The organism is Spirosoma jeollabukense (assembly GCF_054777855.1).
In genome coordinates, this window is record NZ_BAAHAD010000002.1 from 1,134,329 (window position 1) to 1,154,053 (window position 19,725).

17 protein-coding genes and 1 pseudogene are annotated in these 19,725 nt (G+C 51.2%); 13 read left to right on the top strand and 5 right to left on the bottom strand.

The features are described 5' to 3' along the window. Nucleotides 1–330 precede the first annotated feature (330 nt). The 8 genes and pseudogenes from ACYVEA_RS13075 to ACYVEA_RS13110 all read left to right on the top strand — a co-directional run bounded on the left by ACYVEA_RS13075 (nucleotide 331) and on the right by ACYVEA_RS13110 (nucleotide 13,118). Nucleotides 331–1,980, top strand: a complete 1,650-nt coding sequence (locus tag ACYVEA_RS13075; protein ID WP_461113870.1) for a PKD domain-containing protein — start codon at nucleotides 331–333, stop codon at nucleotides 1,978–1,980. Between the two features lie 10 nt (nucleotides 1,981–1,990). Continuing rightward, the gene (locus tag ACYVEA_RS13080) at nucleotides 1,991–3,022 is read left to right on the top strand and encodes a hypothetical protein (protein ID WP_461113871.1); all 1,032 of its coding nucleotides are present in this window, start codon (nucleotides 1,991–1,993) and stop codon (nucleotides 3,020–3,022) included. A 25-nt stretch (nucleotides 3,023–3,047) separates the two neighbouring features. Further along, nucleotides 3,048–3,743 (top strand): hypothetical protein, encoded by a 696-nt coding sequence (locus tag ACYVEA_RS13085; protein WP_461113872.1) that lies wholly within the window; start codon nucleotides 3,048–3,050, stop codon nucleotides 3,741–3,743. A 332-nt stretch (nucleotides 3,744–4,075) separates the two neighbouring features. Next, complete coding sequence (gene treZ / locus ACYVEA_RS13090) at nucleotides 4,076–5,995, top strand: malto-oligosyltrehalose trehalohydrolase (RefSeq protein ID WP_461113873.1); 1,920 nt, start codon at nucleotides 4,076–4,078, stop codon at nucleotides 5,993–5,995. Further along, nucleotides 5,937–10,226: pseudogene (treY, locus tag ACYVEA_RS13095) on the top strand (malto-oligosyltrehalose synthase). The gene treZ and the pseudogene treY overlap by 59 nt, the downstream one beginning before the upstream one ends. A 34-nt stretch (nucleotides 10,227–10,260) precedes the next feature. Continuing rightward, complete coding sequence (locus ACYVEA_RS13100; protein ID WP_461113874.1) at nucleotides 10,261–11,235, top strand: TIGR03885 family FMN-dependent LLM class oxidoreductase; 975 nt, start codon at nucleotides 10,261–10,263, stop codon at nucleotides 11,233–11,235. Between the two features lie 52 nt (nucleotides 11,236–11,287). Beyond that, a complete protein-coding gene (locus tag ACYVEA_RS13105) occupies nucleotides 11,288–11,659 on the top strand; it encodes a hypothetical protein (protein WP_461113875.1) in 372 nt (123 codons plus the stop codon). Nucleotides 11,660–11,783: 124 nt separating this feature from the next. Next, nucleotides 11,784–13,118 carry a sensor histidine kinase gene (locus ACYVEA_RS13110; protein ID WP_461113876.1) on the top strand — a complete coding sequence of 445 codons (1,335 nt, stop codon included), beginning with the start codon at nucleotides 11,784–11,786 and terminating at the stop codon, nucleotides 13,116–13,118. On the opposite strand, the gene ACYVEA_RS13115 is transcribed toward ACYVEA_RS13110, so the two are convergent. Continuing rightward, complete coding sequence (locus ACYVEA_RS13115; protein ID WP_461113877.1) at nucleotides 13,111–13,587, bottom strand: response regulator; 477 nt, start codon at nucleotides 13,585–13,587, stop codon at nucleotides 13,111–13,113. The two genes, ACYVEA_RS13110 and ACYVEA_RS13115, sit on opposite strands and share 8 nt — an antisense overlap. A gap of 926 nt (nucleotides 13,588–14,513) precedes the next feature. Here ACYVEA_RS13115 and ACYVEA_RS13120 point away from each other — a divergent pair. Continuing rightward, complete coding sequence (locus tag ACYVEA_RS13120; protein ID WP_461113878.1) at nucleotides 14,514–15,041, top strand: hypothetical protein; 528 nt, start codon at nucleotides 14,514–14,516, stop codon at nucleotides 15,039–15,041. Nucleotides 15,042–15,134: 93 nt separating this feature from the next. Here the strand turns inward: ACYVEA_RS13120 and ACYVEA_RS13125 are convergent, their stop codons facing one another. The 4 genes from ACYVEA_RS13125 to ACYVEA_RS13140 all read right to left on the bottom strand — a co-directional run bounded on the left by ACYVEA_RS13125 (nucleotide 15,135) and on the right by ACYVEA_RS13140 (nucleotide 17,431). Then, nucleotides 15,135–15,617 (bottom strand): response regulator, encoded by a 483-nt coding sequence (locus ACYVEA_RS13125; protein WP_461113879.1) that lies wholly within the window; start codon nucleotides 15,615–15,617, stop codon nucleotides 15,135–15,137. Nucleotides 15,618–15,811: 194 nt separating this feature from the next. Continuing rightward, nucleotides 15,812–16,051, bottom strand: coding sequence for a hypothetical protein (locus ACYVEA_RS13130; RefSeq protein ID WP_461113880.1), 240 nt, complete (start codon nucleotides 16,049–16,051; stop codon nucleotides 15,812–15,814). 111 nt (nucleotides 16,052–16,162) lie between these two features. Continuing rightward, nucleotides 16,163–16,483 carry a hypothetical protein gene (locus tag ACYVEA_RS13135; RefSeq protein WP_461113881.1) on the bottom strand — a complete coding sequence of 107 codons (321 nt, stop codon included), beginning with the start codon at nucleotides 16,481–16,483 and terminating at the stop codon, nucleotides 16,163–16,165. A 171-nt stretch (nucleotides 16,484–16,654) separates the two neighbouring features. Then, complete coding sequence (locus ACYVEA_RS13140) at nucleotides 16,655–17,431, bottom strand: hypothetical protein (protein WP_461113882.1); 777 nt, start codon at nucleotides 17,429–17,431, stop codon at nucleotides 16,655–16,657. Between the two features lie 223 nt (nucleotides 17,432–17,654). On the opposite strand from ACYVEA_RS13140, the gene ACYVEA_RS13145 reads away from it, so the two are divergent. From ACYVEA_RS13145 to ACYVEA_RS13160, 4 genes are all read left to right on the top strand, one after another. Next, entirely contained in the window at nucleotides 17,655–17,903 is a 249-nt protein-coding gene (locus ACYVEA_RS13145) for a hypothetical protein (protein WP_461113883.1), read from the top strand. 25 nt (nucleotides 17,904–17,928) lie between these two features. Beyond that, nucleotides 17,929–18,687, top strand: coding sequence for a succinate dehydrogenase/fumarate reductase iron-sulfur subunit (locus ACYVEA_RS13150; protein ID WP_461113884.1), 759 nt, complete (start codon nucleotides 17,929–17,931; stop codon nucleotides 18,685–18,687). A gap of 115 nt (nucleotides 18,688–18,802) precedes the next feature. Then, on the top strand, nucleotides 18,803–19,159 hold the full coding sequence (locus tag ACYVEA_RS13155) for an SPW repeat domain-containing protein (RefSeq protein WP_461113885.1): 357 nt from the start codon (nucleotides 18,803–18,805) through the stop codon (nucleotides 19,157–19,159). Between the two features lie 124 nt (nucleotides 19,160–19,283). Continuing rightward, nucleotides 19,284–19,658, top strand: coding sequence for a hypothetical protein (locus ACYVEA_RS13160; protein ID WP_461113886.1), 375 nt, complete (start codon nucleotides 19,284–19,286; stop codon nucleotides 19,656–19,658). Nucleotides 19,659–19,725: the final 67 nt, after the last annotated feature.

Below are 19,725 nucleotides of genomic sequence, written 5' to 3' on the forward strand. Positions count from 1 at the left end.
AGCAGGCTCGATATACCAAAAATAGCATTCTCATTCTGACGGTACAGGGATTTTCAATTAAGCGGAAGCATTTCATTCCGCATTTATTTAACGGTAATTAGTGTACTGCATTCCTCTCTAAATTTAACCATTGAATTACAAGCCAGTGGTTTATGCTTACCTAATTACGTTAGCCTCACAAATTCAACGTACTGTTTTAATGAGATGATGGTCAGAAATACATACAGCTATCTATATCTAGTAGGATTATTGTTACTAACAGGGTGCAAATGGAATCTTGATAAGGTAGACTTCGAAAAGCCTTGTACCAAGCCATCAGCCGACATCCTTGTGACCACCAATCAGTTAAGTGTTACGTTGAGTTTGTCCAACAAAACGGGCGACGTAGAAACCGCGTCCTGGAACTATGGGGACAATACGGCGGTGCAAACCGGTGAGACCGTGACGCATAGCTACGCGGCTGCGGGCACCTACACGGTTAAACTGACTCTAAGCAACCGCTGTGGCGATCAGGTTGACAAGTCGCAATCCATTACCGTCGATCAGCAGATACCGCCCCAGGTTGAAACCCTGGACCCGGCCAGTATCTCGACGAATAAGGCCACGCTGGGTATGCGTTTTACGAGCCTGGGACGTAGCATGACCATAACGGAGTTTGGTTATTGTTATTCGGACACCAAATCCGTACCGACGATTGCCGATAACCTTCGGCGGATCGATACGACACGAACTATAACTGCAGTCGTCACCACGCCTTTTGCGGTTGTTCAGGGTGGGCTGGGACCTGGGAAAGTTTACTACGTTCGGGCCTACTGTAAAACCGATAAAACGGACCCGCAATACGGGGCTCCCAAAAGCTTCACGACGACGCAGCCAGTCGCCGTGGCGCCGGTGGTGGTAACGGGGGGCTCGGCGTCAATCACTACCACCAGTGCCGTGCTGAAGATGACGCTCCAATCCTACACGCCCCCTCTGTACCGGATCGGCGTCGTGTATGGAAAGACGGCCACACTCGACCCTGGCAAGGACAAGATCATGTTCATTCAGCAGACAAACCCGGCCCTTCAGGAGTATACGTTCACGACCACGGATAAAAGCACCGACCCAGTCAATTACGCAACTCCGCTGGAACCTAACACTACGTATTACTATCAGGCCTTCGGGGTTACCCAACAGGTCAATAACGTTCCCGGCACGGAGAAGTTGGCCGTGGGCGCCGTAAGCAGTTTCAAGACCGCGCCGTTAGCGGCCGTTGCGCCGGTGGTGGTGACGGGTGGCTCCGAATCGATCACCAGTAACAGCGCCGTGCTGAAAATGACGCTTCAGTCGTATACACCCCCTTTATACCGGATTGGCATAGTTTACGGAAAGACCACCACGCTCGATCCGGGAAAGGACAAGATTATGTTCCTTCAGCAGACCAATCCCGCGCTACAGGAGTACTCATTCGCGACGACCAATAAGGATACCGACCCGGTTAATTACGCTACGCCTTTAGAGGCCAATACTACGTATTACTACCAGGCCTTTGGCGTTACCCAGCAAGTAAACAATGTTCCCGGCACAGAAAAGTTGGCTATGGGCACCGTAAGCAGCTTTAAAACGGGCGCAACAGCCACAGTGGCTGTTGCGCCAATAGTCACAACGGGTGCCAGTTTGTCAATCACCAAAACCAGCGCCGTACTGAAGATGACGCTTCAGTCCTTTACTACGCCCCTGTACCGGGTTGGGATAGTGTATGGAAAGACAACACCACTCGATCCGGGAAAGGACAAGATCATGTTCATCCAACAGACAAACCCCGCGCTTCAGGAGTATACGTTCACGACCACGGACAGAAGCACTGATCCGGTCAACTACGCGACTCCACTGGAACCTAACACTACGTATTACTATCAGGCCTTCGGCGCTACCCAACAAGTGAATAATGTATCCGCGGTAGGCTCAGGGAGAGTCCTCACCTTTAAAACTGCCCCGTAAGAACTTCATTATGCGTCCTCTTCACCTTACGCTTCTTTTTCTTATCTCTCTTACCGCTTCGGCTCAGGTACGTGTCAGCAACGTGCGGGTGTCGCTCAACGCCGAAGGCATGCTGGTCACGCAGTATGACGTGCAGGGAATTGCTTCGGAAGATTCTGTTTACGTGGCCATAAATGGCCTGAAATCGGGTCGATTGACACCGATCAGTCTTACGGGGGATTTGGGCCGTAAGGTGGCTGCCGGTACCGATAAAACCATCTATTGGGATATTGTAAAAGATGCCTACAAGATCAATGAAGATGTCGTTGTTACGGTACTAATTAAACTAGCCCGGGGCCGACTGCCACAATCGGCTCCCATGGCCGGGGCGTCGGGCAGGGCGCGCGCGGGTAACCCTGTCGCCATCGCTCAGACGGATCCGGAACCTGCCGCTGTAGCCCCCGTCCAATCTACCCCGGTCAGTAAGCCCACATCCGGGACAATCGCCGGGTCAGCCAAGACGGTGGAAACCAAGAATCTTGATGTAGACCCCGCGCCGAAGAAAGAACCGTCAGCGCGCGTTGCTGCAGCCAGACAGGCTACCTCATCTAACACGAGTGTGGTGAAAAAAGGCGGTGGGCCTGCCAATGCCCTTCTGTCGGCACTGGCGCCCGGTATTGGTAATATTTTCGTTCAACCTGATCACAAAATCGGCGTCCGGCCAGCGGTCACCGTAGTGTATGCAGGATTGTTGATCTATGGTCTTACGCAACGTAGTCAGTCGCAAAAGGATTACAACGAATACAAAGCGCTGCCCCGCTTCACCGAGCAAGGTATCGCCGATGCTGCATACACCAAAGCCAACAACGCCAATCATACGGCCATTCTGTGCACCGCTGGCGCAGTAGCTATCTGGGCGATTGACGTAACGGCGACTCTCCTGCGCGGCTTGCAGAATCAGCGTTCCGGCAGTGTGAGTACCAGATGGACTCCGCCCCGCACGCAGGTTAGTATAGCGGCCGTTGGCACAACGCCTGTCGTAGCCATCAGACACAAATTTTGATTAAATCCTGTCTCGGTTTCAACTTATGAAAACATCCTGTTTTATAGGCGCTATCTTACTAAGCCTGTCTACCGCACAGGCCCAGGGAACCGTCTCGGCAAAAAGTGTCGCCGTACGGATCAATACCTTACCACTCTTTGAGGCTAAAACGCCCGGCAGGACAGCCAATCCTGAAGCGGCTAAAGGACGAATTATATGGCGCGAAACCTTCGTTGACAACCAGCACGGCTGGAAAACCGTTAAAACAAAGACAGGTACGTTTACCCTGGTACCTGGTGGCTATCAGATTCAGACAGAAAAAAAAGAGATCGACGCGGCAAGCCTGGTGACAACTCCGATTGACCTCAATGGAAGTGATTTTACGTTGGAGTCCACGATAGAAAGTACCGGCGACAATCCACCCAGCGCGGGTATTATGGTGGGAGGAGAAGTCGATCAGTACTACGTCTTACAGATAAATAATTTCTCTAAATTCACTGTTCAGTACGTACAGGACAAGAAGCCAATCAATCCTGAAGATTTCGTATTTAATCAGTTTATCGATAAGAATATCAATAAACTGAAGATCACAAAAACTGGCGGCATCATTGACTTTTTTATTAATGGTGAAAAGATTCAAACCCGTCGGGTGCAGCCCTTAGCCGGTCAACAGATTGGGTTGATCGGGGCCGGTCGTAACGCTACGTTCAAACATGTGCTGCTGATTGGCTCGTCGAAATAATCCAGCGACTTGGTAATCCAAATTTTTCAAATTGACACCCTGCAATTAGCGCTTTAAATCAGCGACCAAAAACTCGATCGCTGATCTGGGTATCCCGTGCCCGGAAAATGGATACGGTTCGTCGGTGCATAAATCGACTGGAACGGATCGCGTCCTATTTACACAAACCCATGGCCTGAATAAGCTGTTTTATGGCCGTTGCCTTATTACACCGGCTCATCAATAAGCGCAGCTAACCCCGTACGAGTTCTTGTATGCATACGTCGATGATCCTTTTGGCTCTGTCGAAGGGGTAAAAAATGGGGTTCTGTTGTACACATGTTACCAATACTATGTTGAATCAAGTAGACAAGCGATCCCTTGGGGTTAGCTTTCCATCAGCTCATCAAGCCCAGGTGGAGGTGTGGGCTCCGCTGGCTAAACACCTGGCGATAAAAATTTATGGGCAACCAACTGCCATCCCCCTGAAAAGCACTGAACTAGGGTACTGGCACCTCACCACCGACCAGCTCAGGCCGGGCGATCTGTATACGTATCTAGTGAATGGTGAGCAGGATTTCCCTGATCCAACCTCACTTTGCCAGCCACAGGGCGTACATGGACCCTCACAGGCCGTTGATACGTCCTCTTTTTACTGGGAAGATCAGAGCTGGGTGAATCCTCCGCTGGAAAATTACCTGCTCTATGAACTTCATACGGGTACGTTCACCCCGGGGGGCACGTTCCAGTCGCTGGAAAGCAAACTGGATTATCTGAAAGCTTTGGGCGTGAACGCCATAGAACTTATGCCCATCGCTCAGTTTTCGGACTCGCGCAACTGGGGCTACGATGGGGTGTATACCTATGCCGCGCAAAGTTCCTATGGTGGAGCGAGTGCCCTGCAACACCTGATTAATACCTGCCACCACAAAGGGATTGCCGTCGTGCTCGACGTTGTGTATAATCACTTTGGACCCGAAGGAAATTACCTGGGCGAGTTTGGACCATACCTGACGGATAAGTACTGCACACCCTGGGGAAAGGCGGTCAATTTTGATGACGCCCTGTGCGATGGGGTCAGGCGCTACGTCATTGAAAATGCGCTGATGTGGTTCCGGGATTTTCACGTAGACGCCCTGCGCCTGGATGCGGTTCATGCGATCAAGGATTTTAGTCCGGTTCACATTCTGCAGGAGCTTCGGGCTGAAGTTGACCGGTTGATGGCCGTTACCGGACGACGTTATTACTTATTGGTTGAAAGCGATCTGAACGATCCTCGCTTCATTAACCCACTGTCTCATGAAGGCTACGGCATGGATTCCCAATGGATGGATGAATTTCATCATGCCCTGCGGGTGGCGATAGGGGAAGCGAAAATTGGGTATTATTCCGATTTTAACGGAATTGCCCATTTGGCCAAAGCGTACCAGGATGGCTATGTCTATGATGGACAGTATTCGGAAGTGCGCCAGAAGCTATTCGGTCGGAAAGCCGAGACTAACCCTGGAGAGCAATTTATTGTCTTTTCCCAGAATCACGATCAGGTCGGCAACCGTAAGCTGGGCGAGCGGTCGAGCACCCTGTATAGCTACGAGGCCCTTAAATTACTGGCGGGAGCCGTGCTGATTAGCCCCTACATTCCGCTGTTGTTCATGGGTGAAGAATGGGCGGAAACCAGTCCGTTCTTTTACTTCGTGAGTCATTCCGAGCCTGAATTAGTCGAATCCGTTCGGCAAGGGCGAAAGGCAGAGTTTGCCGCTTTTCATTCGGATGGGGAAGTGCCCGACCCACAAAGTGATGAGACGTATGAACAAGCCAAACTACAATGGAATCTATTGGAACAGGAACCGCATCAATGCTTGCTCCGATACTACCAGACCCTGATTGCGCTACGTCAGCAGTTACCGGCCCTGTATCATCTGGACCGTCGGCAACTGGCCGTTTTCTGCGATCAGGAGCAGGAAACCCTGATTGTACACCGCTGGTATGAGGATCAGCAAGTGCTCTGTCTGATGAATTTTTCCAAACAATCCCGAACCATACCTATTCCTACTATTGGAGATATGGATACACCCTGGCAGAAATTACTCGACTCGGCCGACCAGCAATGGCAGTTGCCAGACAAATCGCAGCCTGGTTCAGCGCCCGAATCCGTATCCGGTTCCGAGGCTGTACTATGTCAACCCGAATCGATTATCATTTACGCACAACATCATGAACAATCCCGTTTCCACCTACCGGCTCCAATTTCACAGCGGCTTTACCTTTCGTAATTTCGAACGTATCATTCCCTATCTGGATAAACTGGGCGTTCGGACGATCTATGCCTCGCCAATTTTCGAGGCTGTGCCGGGTAGTGTACATGGGTATGATTCGGTCAATCCACAGCGGATCAATCCCGAAATCGGGACGCTGGCGCAGCTAAAAGCCATAAGCCAGCAGCTTACGAAGCGGGGGATGCGCTGGATACAGGACATTGTTCCCAACCACATGGCCTTCCATCCGAATAATACGTGGCTGATGGATGTGCTGGAGAAAGGTCAACGATCAGCGTATGCCTCTTTTTTTGATATAGACTGGACGAGTCCGGTGCATAAAGGGCGTCTGATGGTCCCGTTTCTGGGGGCGCCACTGGCGGAGGTAATTGACCAGGGCGACCTGACGGTTGCGTACCAGGATGGGAAGTTCGAGGTCCGCTATTTCGAAACGGCCTATCCGCTGCATCTGCGTTCGTATGCAACCATTCTGACCGCCGATTCGCAGCGCCCCACAGACGCTGTTCAGACATTGCTGGACAACATCAGCAAGCTTCAAAAACTCCGTAAGACCGACGCCTACGCCCGGCAATATGCTACGTGTCTGGAAACACTGGCCGGGCTGATGAAGGAGACCGCAGGTAAAGCGTACGTCAAGCGTTGTCTGAAAACTGTCAATGCAACCCCCGCCTGTATTCAGCAGATTGCTGATGAGCAGGAATACCGGTTGTGTTATCATGGCGAAACCGATCAGCAGATCAATTTCCGGCGGTTTTTCACGGTCAATTCCCTGATCTGCCTGAATATACAGGACCCGGCCGTTTTTGAGGCCGTTCATCAACTGCCCAAAGCGCTGCTCGAATCCGGTGTTTTTCAGGGGTTACGGATCGATCATATTGACGGGCTCTATGACCCGAGCCAGTACCTGGAGCGACTGCGCAAACTGGCGGGTGAAGATGCCTATATCGTTGTCGAGAAAATCCTGCAAAACGACGAAGAACTGCCTACGTATTGGCCGGTTCAAGGAGCAACGGGCTACGCGTACCTGTCGATGGTGAACAACCTCTTTACCCGAACCAGCAGCGAAACCAGCTTTACCCGGTTTTACCAGTCATTACTGGGTGAGAAAATGGCGGTTCGCCAGGAGTTGTACGACAAGAAAGCCTACATCCTTTACGAACACATGAATGGCGAGCTGGACAATCTGGTGGCCCGTTTTCAGTCACTAAACCTGATCGATGAGGAGGTATTCGCGAACGTATCGACGGACAAACTGAAAGCCGCGATTGGGGAATTTCTGATTCAGTGTCCCGTATACCGGTATTATGGCAATCAGATGCCCTTGAGTCAGCCGGAAACCACCGCCGTGGAGGCCATTTTTGCCCGAATCCGGAAGCGCAACAAAGAACTAACCGCTGCCGTTGATGTGCTGGAAGAAGTTTTACTTAAGAAACCACAGGCGGGCGAGGATGACTACAACGAGCGGGCACTGCGCTTCTATCAGCGTTGTATGCAGTTTACGGGGCCGCTGATGGCCAAGGGCGTTGAAGATACGCTCATGTACACCTATAACCGCTTTATCGGCCATGATGAAGTGGGCGACTCTCCCGACTATTTTGGCCTGACGGCCGATGATTTTCATCAGAAAATGATTGACCGTCAGGTGCATTGGCCATTGGCCCTCAACGCTACGTCGACGCACGATACCAAACGGGGTGAGGATGTGCGAAGCCGCCTGAATGTGCTTACGGAGGTAACGGATGAGTGGATTGCCAATGTGCGGGCGTGGCAAACGCTCAATCAGCCGCTTAAAGAAACGGATTCCGGTAATGCCGATTTGCCCGATGAAGGCGCACCTGACCCGAACGACGAGTACTTTATTTATCAGACGCTGGTGGGCGCTTACCCAATGCCCACCACCGCATCGGCTTCTGCCTCGGACGACATCGATGCGCCAAGTGTGGAGGAGGAAGCTTTTCCGGATCGCCTGACGGAGTACCTTCAAAAAGCAATGCGGGAAGCCAAGCGAAACTCAACCTACGGGGCGCCGAATGAAGCCTACGAAGGCGCTACCAAAGCCTTTGCCCTCCGGTTACTGGACAGGAAGCGTCCTTTCTGGGCCAGTTTTCAGGCGTTCCACCAGCGGATAGCCGATTTTGGTATCATCAACTCACTGGCGCAGGTGCTGCTCAAATGCACCTGTCCGGGCGTACCCGATATTTACCAGGGCTGCGAAGGCTGGGACCTTAGCCTGGTGGATCCCGACAATCGGCGTCCCGTGGATTTTGCGATCCGTCAGGAAGGACTGGATGAACTGACCGCCGACAATGCAGCGCCAAACTGGACCGATTTATGGAAAAACCGGTACGATGCCCGCATTAAACTCTGGCTGATCCATACGCTGCTGACGGAACGCAGTCAGCATCCCGATCTCTTCGCCAAAGGTCACTACGTTCCGCTGCCGGTGGAGGGGCGTTATAAAAAGCATGTGCTGGCTTTCGCCCGACGGTATGAACAGGTCTGGTACGTAATTGCCGTACCGCTGGGCGTTGCTCAATTGGGCAGCCAGCAAACCGATGATGTGTTTTCGATCGACTGGAAAGATACACGCATAAGTCTGCCCGCCGAAGCCCCCGACACGTGGCAGAACCGACTGCTGAACAGCGATGGCAAGGTCGAAAACGGGATTGCCGTTGCAGAGTTGTTCAACGTCCTGCCGCTGGCGGTACTCAAACTGGAGAAACAACCCCACGAACGTAGCGCCGGTATCCTGATGCCGGTAACGTCGCTTCCGTCGCCCTTTGGCATTGGCGATTTTGGTCCGGAAGCCTTCGCTTTTGCGGATTTTCTGAGCCGGGGCAAGCAAACCTACTGGCAGGTGTTACCGCTTAATACAATAGCCGCCGACTGTGGCTATTCGCCCTACAGCGCGACGTCGAGCATGGCGGGTAATCCCCTGTTGATCAGCCCCGCTTTGCTGGTGCGGGAGGGGTTTCTTGACGCGGCAGACTTGGTCGATCATGAGCAGCCTTTCACGCAAAAGGTTGATTACGATGCCGTTACAAAGGTAAAGGAAGCACTCCTGACAAAGGCTTATCAAACGTTTCAGGCGAAGCAATCAGACCGGCAAACCGAGGCATTTAATGCGTTTTGTGAGCAGGAAGCGTACTGGCTGGATGATTTTACCCTGTTCGCCGTGCTAAAACAACAGTTCGATAACCAGCCCTGGCACAAGTGGCCCGAAGCTTACAAATTACGCCAACCGAAAGCCTTGACGACGTTTCGAAACGAACAGCAGGCGGCCATCCGACAGGTGCAATGGTTTCAGTTTGTGTTCGATAACCAGTGGGAAACGCTGAAAACCTACTGCAATACCCTGGGGATTCAGTTGTTCGGTGATTTGCCTTTTTATGTGAACTACGATTCGGTGGATGTGTGGGCGCATCCCCATTTGTTTAAGCTGGATGAAGAAGGGGCTATGACGCACGTAGCCGGTGTGCCTCCCGACTATTTTAACGCCGATGGCCAGCGGTGGGGTATGCCCATTTTTCGGTGAGACACACTTCAGAAACAGGAGTTTGACTGGTGGGTAAGGCGACTTCGCAAAAACCAGGAACGCTATGATCTGCTACGGCTGGATCATTTCAGGGCTTTTGCCAGCTATTGGGAAGTTCACGCCGACGAACATACGGCCAAAAACGGCGAATGGAAACCAGGGCCCGGGGCTGACTTTTTCCGAACGGTACAGAACGAGCTGGGCGAGCTGCCGTTCGTGGCCGAAGATCTGGGTGAAATTGGGCCGGATGTGTATGCCCTGCGGGATGAGTTTGGCCTGCCGGGTATGAAGGTGATTCAGTTTGGGTTTGGTGAGGATATGCCCCAAACGGTAAACACGCTGCATCACCATACGCCCAATTCGATTGCCTATACCGGTACGCATGATAATAACACCAGCCGCGGCTGGTATCGGCAGGATACGAAAAAAGAACAGGTTCGCCAGTTGGAACGCTACGTTGGTCATCCCGTTTCGGAGGACGATGTGCACCGGGTTCTGGCCCGATTAGCCTATGCATCCGTGGCCAATACCGTGATTTTGCCCTTGCCCGACGTACTGGGACTGGATGAATCGGCCCGGCTGAATACCCCGGCTTCAGCGGCCAGCAACTGGACCTGGCGGGTATTGCCCGAACAACTTAGTCCGGCTGTTGAGGAACAGCTACGCGAATGGACGACCGTCTACGACCGATAACTGCCGGATTTACACCCTGTATTCATAACAAGCAATGAGTAAGATAAAAATTGGTTATCACGCATCCCACGAACAGTTTACCCCCAGTACGTTACTCGATTATGTACAACGGGCGCAGCAGGCAGGCTTTACGGCCGCTTCCTCTTCTGACCATTTCCATCCCTGGAGCAACCGGCAGGGCGAAAGCGGGTTTGCCTGGTCCTGGTTGGGGGCCGCTTTGCAGGCTACGTCGCTTTCCTTCGGGGTGGTGAATGCTCCCGGACAGCGCTATCATCCGGCCATTATTGCGCAGGCGGCTGCTACGTTGGCCGACATGTTCCCCGAGCGGTTCTGGATGGCCGTTGGCACCGGGCAATTGCTCAATGAACACATCACCGGACAGCCCTGGCCCGCCAAAGCCGACCGCAATGCCCGCCTGAAAGAATGTGTCGATATCATCCGGGCTTTATGGGACGGACAGACCGTTACGCACAAAGGCCTTGTGACCGTGGAGGAAGCAAGGCTCTATAGCAATCCCGACAAAAAACCGTTGCTGTTCGGGGCCGCCGTGACCAGCAAAACCGCCGAATGGGTAGGGGGGTGGGCCGACGGACTGCTGACCATTTCGCAACCGCCAGAAAAACTTCGGGAGGTCGTGGACGCTTTCCGGCGGGGCGGGGGAGAAGGCAAACCCATGCAACTGAAAGTGCAACTCTCCTATGGCGCTACGGATGACCTTGCCCGGCAGGGCGCTTATGACCAGTGGCGGGCCAATATCTTCCCGAATTCGGTGCTGACGGACCTGCGGCTACCCGAGCAGTTCGATGATCTGGGCGAGCTGGTTAATCTACAGGAAGTCGATAAAATGGTCCGTATCTCGGCCGACACCAGCCAGCACCTTGCCTGGTTGGAGGAAGATATTGCGTTGGGATTCGAACAGCTCTTTCTGCATAACGTTAATCTGGAGCATGAACGATTTATTGACGATTTTGGTCAATACGTATTACCTGACCTAATTAGGGCGACTTAGGTCGGGTACTACGTGCTGTCTGTTTACTCAACACCTCAAAATATGCCTTTTTATGACCTATAAGACAAAAAGTAGCTGGATACTTTTGCTTGGCTTACTGGCGGCCTGCGACACGGGCGTTCGGGAGCTGGATTTCGTTAGCAAGCAGTTTTTAGCTACTTACAACATCGACTCTACCCGCGGGCTTGATAGCACAACCTTAGCTAAGCTCATGGCCTCGAAGGCCGTCTATAATTTTGGTGAAGACGGAAAGGGAGTAAACCATGTTCAGATGGGCATGGTATCAAAAGATACGCCGTTTCGCTGGAAAGTTGAAAAGGATAGCCTGGTTATCGATAACCAGGCGTATGCTGTTCAAAAACAGGAAAAGGGCTTTATCCTTAAATCGGACTCGGCCAAGATTATGCTTAGTAAGCAACCTTAATTTATTGGTAAATACTCATTTGTATTTAGTAATCTCTGGTTCGTGAACGGTATCCGTCCTTACTATACTCGCGTAATTAACACTTAATTTACGCTGGAACTATAAGCACCAAACATCGAACGATATGGATTCTCAAGCTGCGGATCACCAACGGGCACTCGATGAATTGATCGCCTATTTATTTAATCGGCGCGAGACATTGCTGAATAACTGGCGAACGGCCTGCGAAGCTGATCCCGCCCTCAAGAAAATAGCTATTCTGAGCCGGGAAGAATTTAATAATCTGATACCGATTATCCTGGATTCGCTTGAGCAGCTATTACGAGGCAATAAGCCGGAAATCAGCCCCATCGTAACGGCCCAATCGCACGGCTTACAACGCTGGCAAAAGTCGCAGGAGTTGCCCAACTTATTAAAAGAGTTCAATCATTTGTCCGTTGTCTTGTTCGACGAGTTGAAACTATTCCGTCAGTTGTTTCCCAAGATAGACCCTGATGTTATTATAGAGACTCAGCAACAGATTATGCTGTTGATGAATGAAACCATTGGCGGCAGTATCAGCAAACACGATGAACTCCAGCGGCTGGAAGCGGCTAACCGGGCGGCTAGTCTGGAACAGGCATTGCAGCAAATGGAAAACCTGTCCCGTCAGCGGGGGGATTTGCTACGTACCTCTTCCCACGATTTGCGTAGTGGACTGGGGTTGAGTATGGGCGCTGCTTATTTGCTTCAGACTGAGGGGTTAAGTCCCGAGGAAAGGCAGCAGTTCGTCGATATGCTGAACCGAAACCTGGCCAACGTTCAATCATTACTGACGGGCTTGATGGACCTGGCTCGCCTGGAAGCCGGTCATGAACCCCTTCAAGTGGAGGAATTTGATGCGGCTCAGCTACTATCAGAATTAGTCGACAGTGTTCAGCCTACGGCTATCGAACGAGGCCTTATTTTACGCGCCGATGGACCAGCCTCTTTAGTGGTCAAAGTAGATCGGCTCAAACTATACCGGATTGCCCAGAATCTAGTGGTGAATGCGCTAAAGTACACCCCATCCAACATCGACCGACCAGGTATGATATCGGTATCCTGGTCGACCGAAAACGATTGGCGCTGGGGCTTCAGTGTTCAGGACTCGGGCCCTGGCTTACCCACAAATTTGCTGGAGTTCTTTCACAAACAGCTAAAACCCGTGGTTGAGCCGACCAGTGTTCTATCGCCGGATGAGAGTCAGCCCGTCTCGGCCCAGCCCAGTCAGGACCATAAGCTACCGGACGATCTGTTAGCCGATCAGTCGTCGGCATCTCTGCGAGACAAGGGAGAAGGGGTTGGTCTACAGATCGTAAAACGACTTTGTGAATTGATTGGCGCCAGTCTGGAAATAGAAAGTGTTTCAGGCCGCGGAACTCTGTTTCGGGTGCGAATGCCGATTCAACCTTTACATAAGAATGAAGCTGCTACGTGATGGGCAACGTCACGGATTCCAGCCAGAACTGGCGTAGTCGCTCAAAATACGTATCCCATTGACGAATGTCGACAGGCTTCCGGTAAAAGCTGCTGGCGCCTGCCTGGTAAGCCCGGCGAATATCATCAGGGTTATCGGATGAGCTCATGACCAGAATAGGAATTTGCTGGGCCGAATAAGCCGCTAATTTGGCTCGTATGCCCTCTAGCAGGTCTAAACCATCCTTAAGTAAAGGGAGGTACAACTTCTGTAGAATCAATTTAGGCAAGGTCTGGGGCTGCTTCATCGCCTTGTCGAGGTAGTCTAACGATTGTTGGGCATTGACCACACGATGAAAGCTGACAGTGGGCAATTGTCTTTTGAGTAGTAGGCTAATAATTGTCCAGACATCGTCATTGTCTTCAATGATAAGGAGTATTATCTGCTTAGTGGTATCGCTGCCAGATTTTGCATTAACATTAGTCTGCATACGTATAAGAACAGTAGTAGAATTATATTCCAAATAATATTTTTTGTTGAAAAAAGTTTTTCTCCTCCGCCGAAAAGCTCGTTTATGGGCCTCAGGTGCATATATATCATCCAAATGTTTGGCCCTGGGCGCGTTGCCTAACTTGTTAAAATACATTTTTAACTTAGTGGGACCGCTAGCGGTTCATTGACAAAAGCCAATCGTCTGGTACCATAGCGTGCGTCAAGAGAAGCGATTTAATGCCAGCTGCGCACCCTTACCGGATAAATTCAGTACGTATGTTAAGCAATACGAGCGGCTACCAGGAAGCTGAATTAACAGAGTGGTGAAGCACATCTCAGAAAGAAATACGTACCAATTTGATTCATTAATCTTACCAGAATTCAACAATTGTCAACGCATGAAAAGCATGGACCAAACTCCACCTCCTCCAGCCAGGCCTGAACGTTCCCACACGCCTGAAACACCTGTTAAAGCTGAACCCGCACCTAGACCCAAGCGACCACGAATCAAAAAGAATAATTTATGAAGATGTAGATTCTGGACGCCCCTCTTTTATGGATTAATCCGTTGCAAGCTGTGGTGCTTGGCGGGGTAGTTCAAGCCAAACTTTTAAAGATTATTGCGGTTGACTTTGCTCTTCTTGGTTAGTATATTTACTGAAACGAGTAATTAGAATTAATTTAGTTGATTAAAAGGTAACTTGTTCTACAAGAAGGCCAATTATCACTAAACTAGTGCATAATCTATCTGTGAATTTCGTTAATTCATCTAGGTATATACTACCTTTGACCGCCGTACATCAACGCTGTTAGGAGCCCAGTCGAAAAGTGGCTGAATAAGGAAACAAATTCAGGCTACTGCTGCAAGCATTGTTTTACGCAGACCTATTGCTTTGTTTGTCGTCAGGACTAATAATTATCGCTATGATACTTTTTTTTAGTGGAATCAGTGGGGAAGTCCAATGTAATCACGTTGGTTACCCGATTGCCAACTACGAGTCGGCTTTTGAGCTGTTGACGCAGTTGGTCGCTGAGGGCTGGATCTTACAGGAAGCGGTAATTATCGATGGTACGGGTCGGATAGCGATACCTGTAGAAGCGTTTGACGGTCAGCCGATTCAAGCGCACATTAGCGCACTACAACAGGAGTGGCAATTGATCCTGGCCCCTCAGTCTGTACCCGGTAAGCCGCCCGTCAAACAGCGGATGAACGACTGGCACGCTCAAATGGAGCTTTATTACGATAACATGATCGGCTATTTAGAGAAAATGATATCGCTCATTGGCGTTCAACAGGCCCGCATGGCTACCTACCCCAATGAATCGGTACGGATTCACGTAAAAGATCAGTATGAAAAGCTTTTAACCAGTAGTCGCTATATGCATGAGCAGGCAAAAAAGAGCCGTGAGCGAAATGGCACCAGGTTAAATAAGCTCAAAAAGGGTCTTTAAGAATAGCCAGGGCTCTTTTATCCAGTATGTTTGTCTACTCTTTAGATCAGGCTTTTCAGAAGCCTGATCCTGTGTATCAGATGATTTTCCCGATCAGAGCTTGTATTGTACCGGGGGCAACGTAACAGTTTCCCACCAGTAGGTGCGCAACTCCCGGAAGTAAGTGATCCACTCGTGAAAATCAAGGGGTTTTACCAGGTAGGAAGAAACCCCAAATTCGTAGGCTGTCCTGATGTCGGATTTGCAAACGGATGCACTCAGCATGACAATTGGAATTCGATCAAATGGAGAAGGCATCCGTTTAATTTGCTGGAGGAGGTCCCAGCCATCGCTATTCTCCGGCAGGTACAAGTCCATTAATATCATTTTCGGAATTTCCCATTCCTGGGTTTGCCATTCCTCCAGTAAGTGCACGGCTTGAGCGGGTTCAGAAACCCGGACGGCAGCCACCTCTGGAAGAACGTCCTGCATGGCTTTTTGAATCAGCATCCACTGATCGTTATTATCCTCAATGACCAGCATTTTAGCTCGTCTGAAGTTTGCTTTACTTTCCTGATAACCGTCGGTGCTTTTCATAATACAAAGGGAGAGTATACTAAATATAAAGTTCAACAACTTAGCGGCCAGATAGTTATATTAAATCTTGTTTTAGAACGATCCGTTCAGTTAAAAGCCGCATCTGCGATGCAGATGCGGCTTTTAACTGAACGGATCGTTAGCTGTTCCAGAGCAACAACTGGTAATCGAGCCTCTGTTATAGCGGGTTGATGCTAATCGCTCCCCTCTACCTTGACCAATTTATTGTATAAGCCCAGTAGCAGGAAAGGCGCTGCCCACTGGCCTACGAATAAACTACTTTTGCGGTTGCTGGTAGTCTGTAAATAGGCCGAAACGCCCATGGAGGCCAGAGCAGCCCACAGAAATAGATCTGAGGGGAGTTTAGCGGTTTGTTTTTCAATTGCTTTAGCTACGGGACCTTCTTTGTGTTCTGGATTTTCCGAAGTTGCCATGATAAACTCATTTAGGTGAATAATTGGTAAATGACGACGCCTGCCGACGTCTGGTTAGAAAAATAAAAAAGCAAAAGCACTGACGAAGGTGGTACACATTCTGTACCGGATTTAGGATGATGCCCGTTTGGTTTTAGGGCTGGATTTCTGATTCGATCTGGCACCGCCCTGACCAGATGTCGATGAGTGGCTACCCGCAGACGACCCACTGGCGGCTGGTGTTCCCCCTTTCGCTTCTGTGCGTCTCTGCTGCTGGTCCTTGTCTTGCGGATTATCCGCGCTTTTGCCCAGCGTCTGGCTGCTGTTGGCTTTGCGGGCGTAATTGGTCGGGCCTGCTCCAGTCTGCCCTTTGCTAACACTACCCGACTGAGCCCGAACGCTGCCATAGCCTGCCAGCATAAGAACGATGAAGGCTGTTGCGATTTTTTTCATGCGTTGAGTGGCCAGCTTGCACTGGTTTTTGTTGGTGACGTCTTGTTATGCTACCTGTTCTTATGCTACCTGTTCTTACTACCTGAAAGCGTGTTTATCGGCTGGAGAAGTAAGGCAACGGTTCCCAAGTAGGGGTGAATCGATCTAACAGCCAGTACGTCGGAGCTTGATTTATTTATTATCTCTGGGATCTCGATCATCGTTGAGCGAATGGATAACCAGCTTTGCCAAACCGATGGCCCCCTGTCTTATTTTAGCCGTATCACCGGGCATACGGGCCACCACACTAAACACATGATTGTTGAACAATACGTGCAGGGACTTTTTACCTGGCTCCCAGATGGCTTTATCGCCCACGCCACTAATGGCCAGTCCGGTAGCCGTGTTTCGGGCTGGTGGCGTAAGAGGTGGTGTCGGGCTGGTGATCCCCTCCAGTGGCCCTGAGGGGTCGGCGCCACGCGTCGAATCCTGCGCTGGTGTGGCGTCTGTTGTAGTAGCAGGGACTTCCGCACCTGAGCCTTCAGGCGCTGGCCCAAACTGGGTCGGTTTAGCCGTAGCGTTCTGGTCGGCAGCTTTGTTGGCCTGGGGTTCAAACAGCTTGTTGAAGTGGTATTCTGACTGAAAAACAGATTCGAAGGGTTTGTCACTCTCCAGGTGAAACCCAATTGTGTTGGACCCCCACCGTAACTCACAGTGGTCTGGATCGCTATATTTTTCAAGGTCTACCTTTTCCCCTAACTGAAACAGATTCCGTACAAACTCTTCGGGCAGGTAGTTACAGGGCTCCTGATAATGGTAATCCGTGCTGAGTAGGTAAACACCCGCCACGCGCCGGGCCAGTTGGTCGTCTCCCAAACCGGCAGCACTGCCATTATCCATATTATCGCGGCTCTGTGTCGAGCAGGCCGCCAGACCCAGTCCCAGAATCAATACGTTAAATTTTTTCATTATCGTTTTTCAAAGATTTCTTGATTGTATAGCCAATCCGGTGATTTTATAACCCCTTTTCTACTTCCCTACCCTCATCTTCAAGGCGATTGTGAGGATTCGGACTCGATCAACAGGGGGCCCTCGGGGTTGGCGTTCCGTTACCTCATTTCAGCTTCCTGTTAACAATCGATTGGTTAAAACCGCGGTAGTATAACCAGTCATTGGTTGATGTATAAGGCATATGAAACTAGGCGAACGGCTCCTGAAAGTCCTCAGCAAGCAGTACGAACCCGCGAAAATGGTCGCGCTACGGTTTGGCCGCTACGACGTAGCGATGAAGACCGACGAAGAGGGTAACCCCATCCTTGCGTTCGTTGGTAAGGCCGATGAACGCGGTATCATCAAAGGAGATCAGTACGCCCGACGCTTACGTAAAGACGCCAGCGGATCGGTCATCAAGGACCATTGGGACTACAAGGGCACGGTATAAGGGCCCCCAACTAACACCATTTTTTATGAACATAAAACTGAAAGTCTGGCGGCAGAAAAACGCCAGTACGCCCGGCAAACTAGTTGATTACAAACTGGATGATATTGACCCGGACATGTCGTTTCTGGAAATGTTCGACGTACTCAATGGCAGTTTAACCCAAAAAGGGGAGGAGCCCGTTACGTTTGACCACGACTGTCGGGAAGGCATCTGCGGCTCCTGCTCGATGTATGTTAATGGCCGGGCGCATGGCCCTCAGACGGGCGGGGCCGTTTGCCAGTTATACATGCGAAGTTTTCGGGATGGCGAGACGATCATTGTGGAACCCTGGCGGGCGCGCGCCTTTCCGATCATCAAGGATCTGTCGGTTGATCGGTCGGCCTTCGACCGGATCGTACAGGCGGGGGGCTATATTTCGGTCAATACGGGCTCCGCGCCCGATGCCAACGAAATACTGGTGTCTCGCCAAACCCAGGAATCGACGATGGATGCTGCCGGCTGCATTGCCTGTGGTGCCTGCGTTGCCGCCTGCAAGAATGCCGCAGCCATGCTGTTTGTGGGGGCTCAGGTGTCGCGGTTTGCGCTGTTGCCCCAGGGCCAGTCAGAACGGCGGGAACGGGCCGAACGCATGGTCGCCCAGATGGACGCGGAAGGTTTTGGCGCCTGTTCGTTAATAGGCGCTTGTGCGGTAGAATGTCCGGCTTCCGTACCAATCGAAGCCATCGTCCGATTGAACCGGGAGTATTTAGGCGCGAAACTCACGTCGCCCGGAGAGGACTCCTGATCCATAGTGATAGCCTGCTACAGTCTTTTCCTTCTTTTCCAGCCGGATCATCGACCCGTAAAATCCGGTTGGGAATGAACGACCTTTTTTTACCCCTATATAAATCCGTTACGTTATGAAACCAATTCCAACTAAAGTCCACGGCCTGCTCGATTATACGACCGGGGCCTTGTTTATTGCTTCGCCCTGGCTGCTTGGCTTCGCTCGGAATGATGCGGCCCGCCGGGTAGCTGTCGGCACGGGTGTCGCCGTATTAGGGCTTTCGACACTGACAGACTACGAAGCCGGACTCGCCAAACGAATACCGATGGCTACGCACCTGACCGTCGATACCATGACGGGTGTACTCGTAGCAGCCTCTCCCTGGTTGCTGGGTTTTGCCAAACGGATTAGCTGGCCACACCTTACGTTCGGTCTACTCGAATTAGGGGCCGGTTTATTGACACAGCGCAAGCCTGCTTACGAAAAATAAATTCAAATCACCCTAACCGGCTGAAGGCCCCCATTACCTCACTCTGTTGAATGAAGAAAAGGGCTTTGCTGATCCAGCCGGTTAGTTTACGGCGTGCAAACAAACGCATAAACTAAACCAACGTATGAAAACGACTATAATGACGGTTGCTCTGCTGGTGGCGGTGGCTTCCGTAAGTGCATGGGCTCAGGCGGGTGGTAACCAGCCCGACCGACGACCGACACCAACGGCGGAAGGAGTACCCAGTTCCAGCAGCTCCCGGCAAAGTGGCCAATCGACCACAGCGGGCCAGAAAAGTGGCTCATCGATGGGCTCAGGATCAACGCGTTCGCAGTCAGGCGCTGGCAGCGGTACCGGTGGCCAGTCTACAGGCACTACGTCCGGTCAGGGTAGTAAGGGAAAAGGCAAAAAAGTCAATCAACAGGCGGCTGGCGTTCCGACCAAGGGTGGTTCAACGGGTACTACCAGTAGTACCAGCAAATCAAATCGCAACCAGTAAGCCTCGGTATGCGGGTTTTTAGTACAAATGTTAATGTTCACAAAACAACACAGGTTGTGCGATACGC

Excerpts from the sequence above, each read along its gene's own strand:
- ACYVEA_RS13080 (WP_461113871.1), top strand. The coding sequence starts at position 1,991 with ATGCGTCCTCTTCACCTTACGCTTCTTTTTCTTATCTCTCTTACCGCT.
- ACYVEA_RS13085 (WP_461113872.1), top strand. The coding sequence starts at position 3,048 with ATGAAAACATCCTGTTTTATAGGCGCTATCTTACTAAGCCTGTCTACC.
- treZ (WP_461113873.1), top strand. The coding sequence starts at position 4,076 with ATGTTGAATCAAGTAGACAAGCGATCCCTTGGGGTTAGCTTTCCATCA.
- ACYVEA_RS13100 (WP_461113874.1), top strand. The coding sequence starts at position 10,261 with ATGAGTAAGATAAAAATTGGTTATCACGCATCCCACGAACAGTTTACC.
- ACYVEA_RS13105 (WP_461113875.1), top strand. The coding sequence starts at position 11,288 with ATGACCTATAAGACAAAAAGTAGCTGGATACTTTTGCTTGGCTTACTG.
- ACYVEA_RS13110 (WP_461113876.1), top strand. The coding sequence starts at position 11,784 with ATGGATTCTCAAGCTGCGGATCACCAACGGGCACTCGATGAATTGATC.
- ACYVEA_RS13115 (WP_461113877.1), bottom strand. The coding sequence starts at position 13,587 with ATGCAGACTAATGTTAATGCAAAATCTGGCAGCGATACCACTAAGCAG.
- ACYVEA_RS13120 (WP_461113878.1), top strand. The coding sequence starts at position 14,514 with ATGATACTTTTTTTTAGTGGAATCAGTGGGGAAGTCCAATGTAATCAC.
- ACYVEA_RS13125 (WP_461113879.1), bottom strand. The coding sequence starts at position 15,617 with ATGAAAAGCACCGACGGTTATCAGGAAAGTAAAGCAAACTTCAGACGA.
- ACYVEA_RS13130 (WP_461113880.1), bottom strand. The coding sequence starts at position 16,051 with ATGGCAACTTCGGAAAATCCAGAACACAAAGAAGGTCCCGTAGCTAAA.
- ACYVEA_RS13135 (WP_461113881.1), bottom strand. The coding sequence starts at position 16,483 with ATGAAAAAAATCGCAACAGCCTTCATCGTTCTTATGCTGGCAGGCTAT.
- ACYVEA_RS13140 (WP_461113882.1), bottom strand. The coding sequence starts at position 17,431 with ATGAAAAAATTTAACGTATTGATTCTGGGACTGGGTCTGGCGGCCTGC.
- ACYVEA_RS13145 (WP_461113883.1), top strand. The coding sequence starts at position 17,655 with ATGAAACTAGGCGAACGGCTCCTGAAAGTCCTCAGCAAGCAGTACGAA.
- ACYVEA_RS13150 (WP_461113884.1), top strand. The coding sequence starts at position 17,929 with ATGAACATAAAACTGAAAGTCTGGCGGCAGAAAAACGCCAGTACGCCC.
- ACYVEA_RS13155 (WP_461113885.1), top strand. The coding sequence starts at position 18,803 with ATGAAACCAATTCCAACTAAAGTCCACGGCCTGCTCGATTATACGACC.
- ACYVEA_RS13160 (WP_461113886.1), top strand. The coding sequence starts at position 19,284 with ATGAAAACGACTATAATGACGGTTGCTCTGCTGGTGGCGGTGGCTTCC.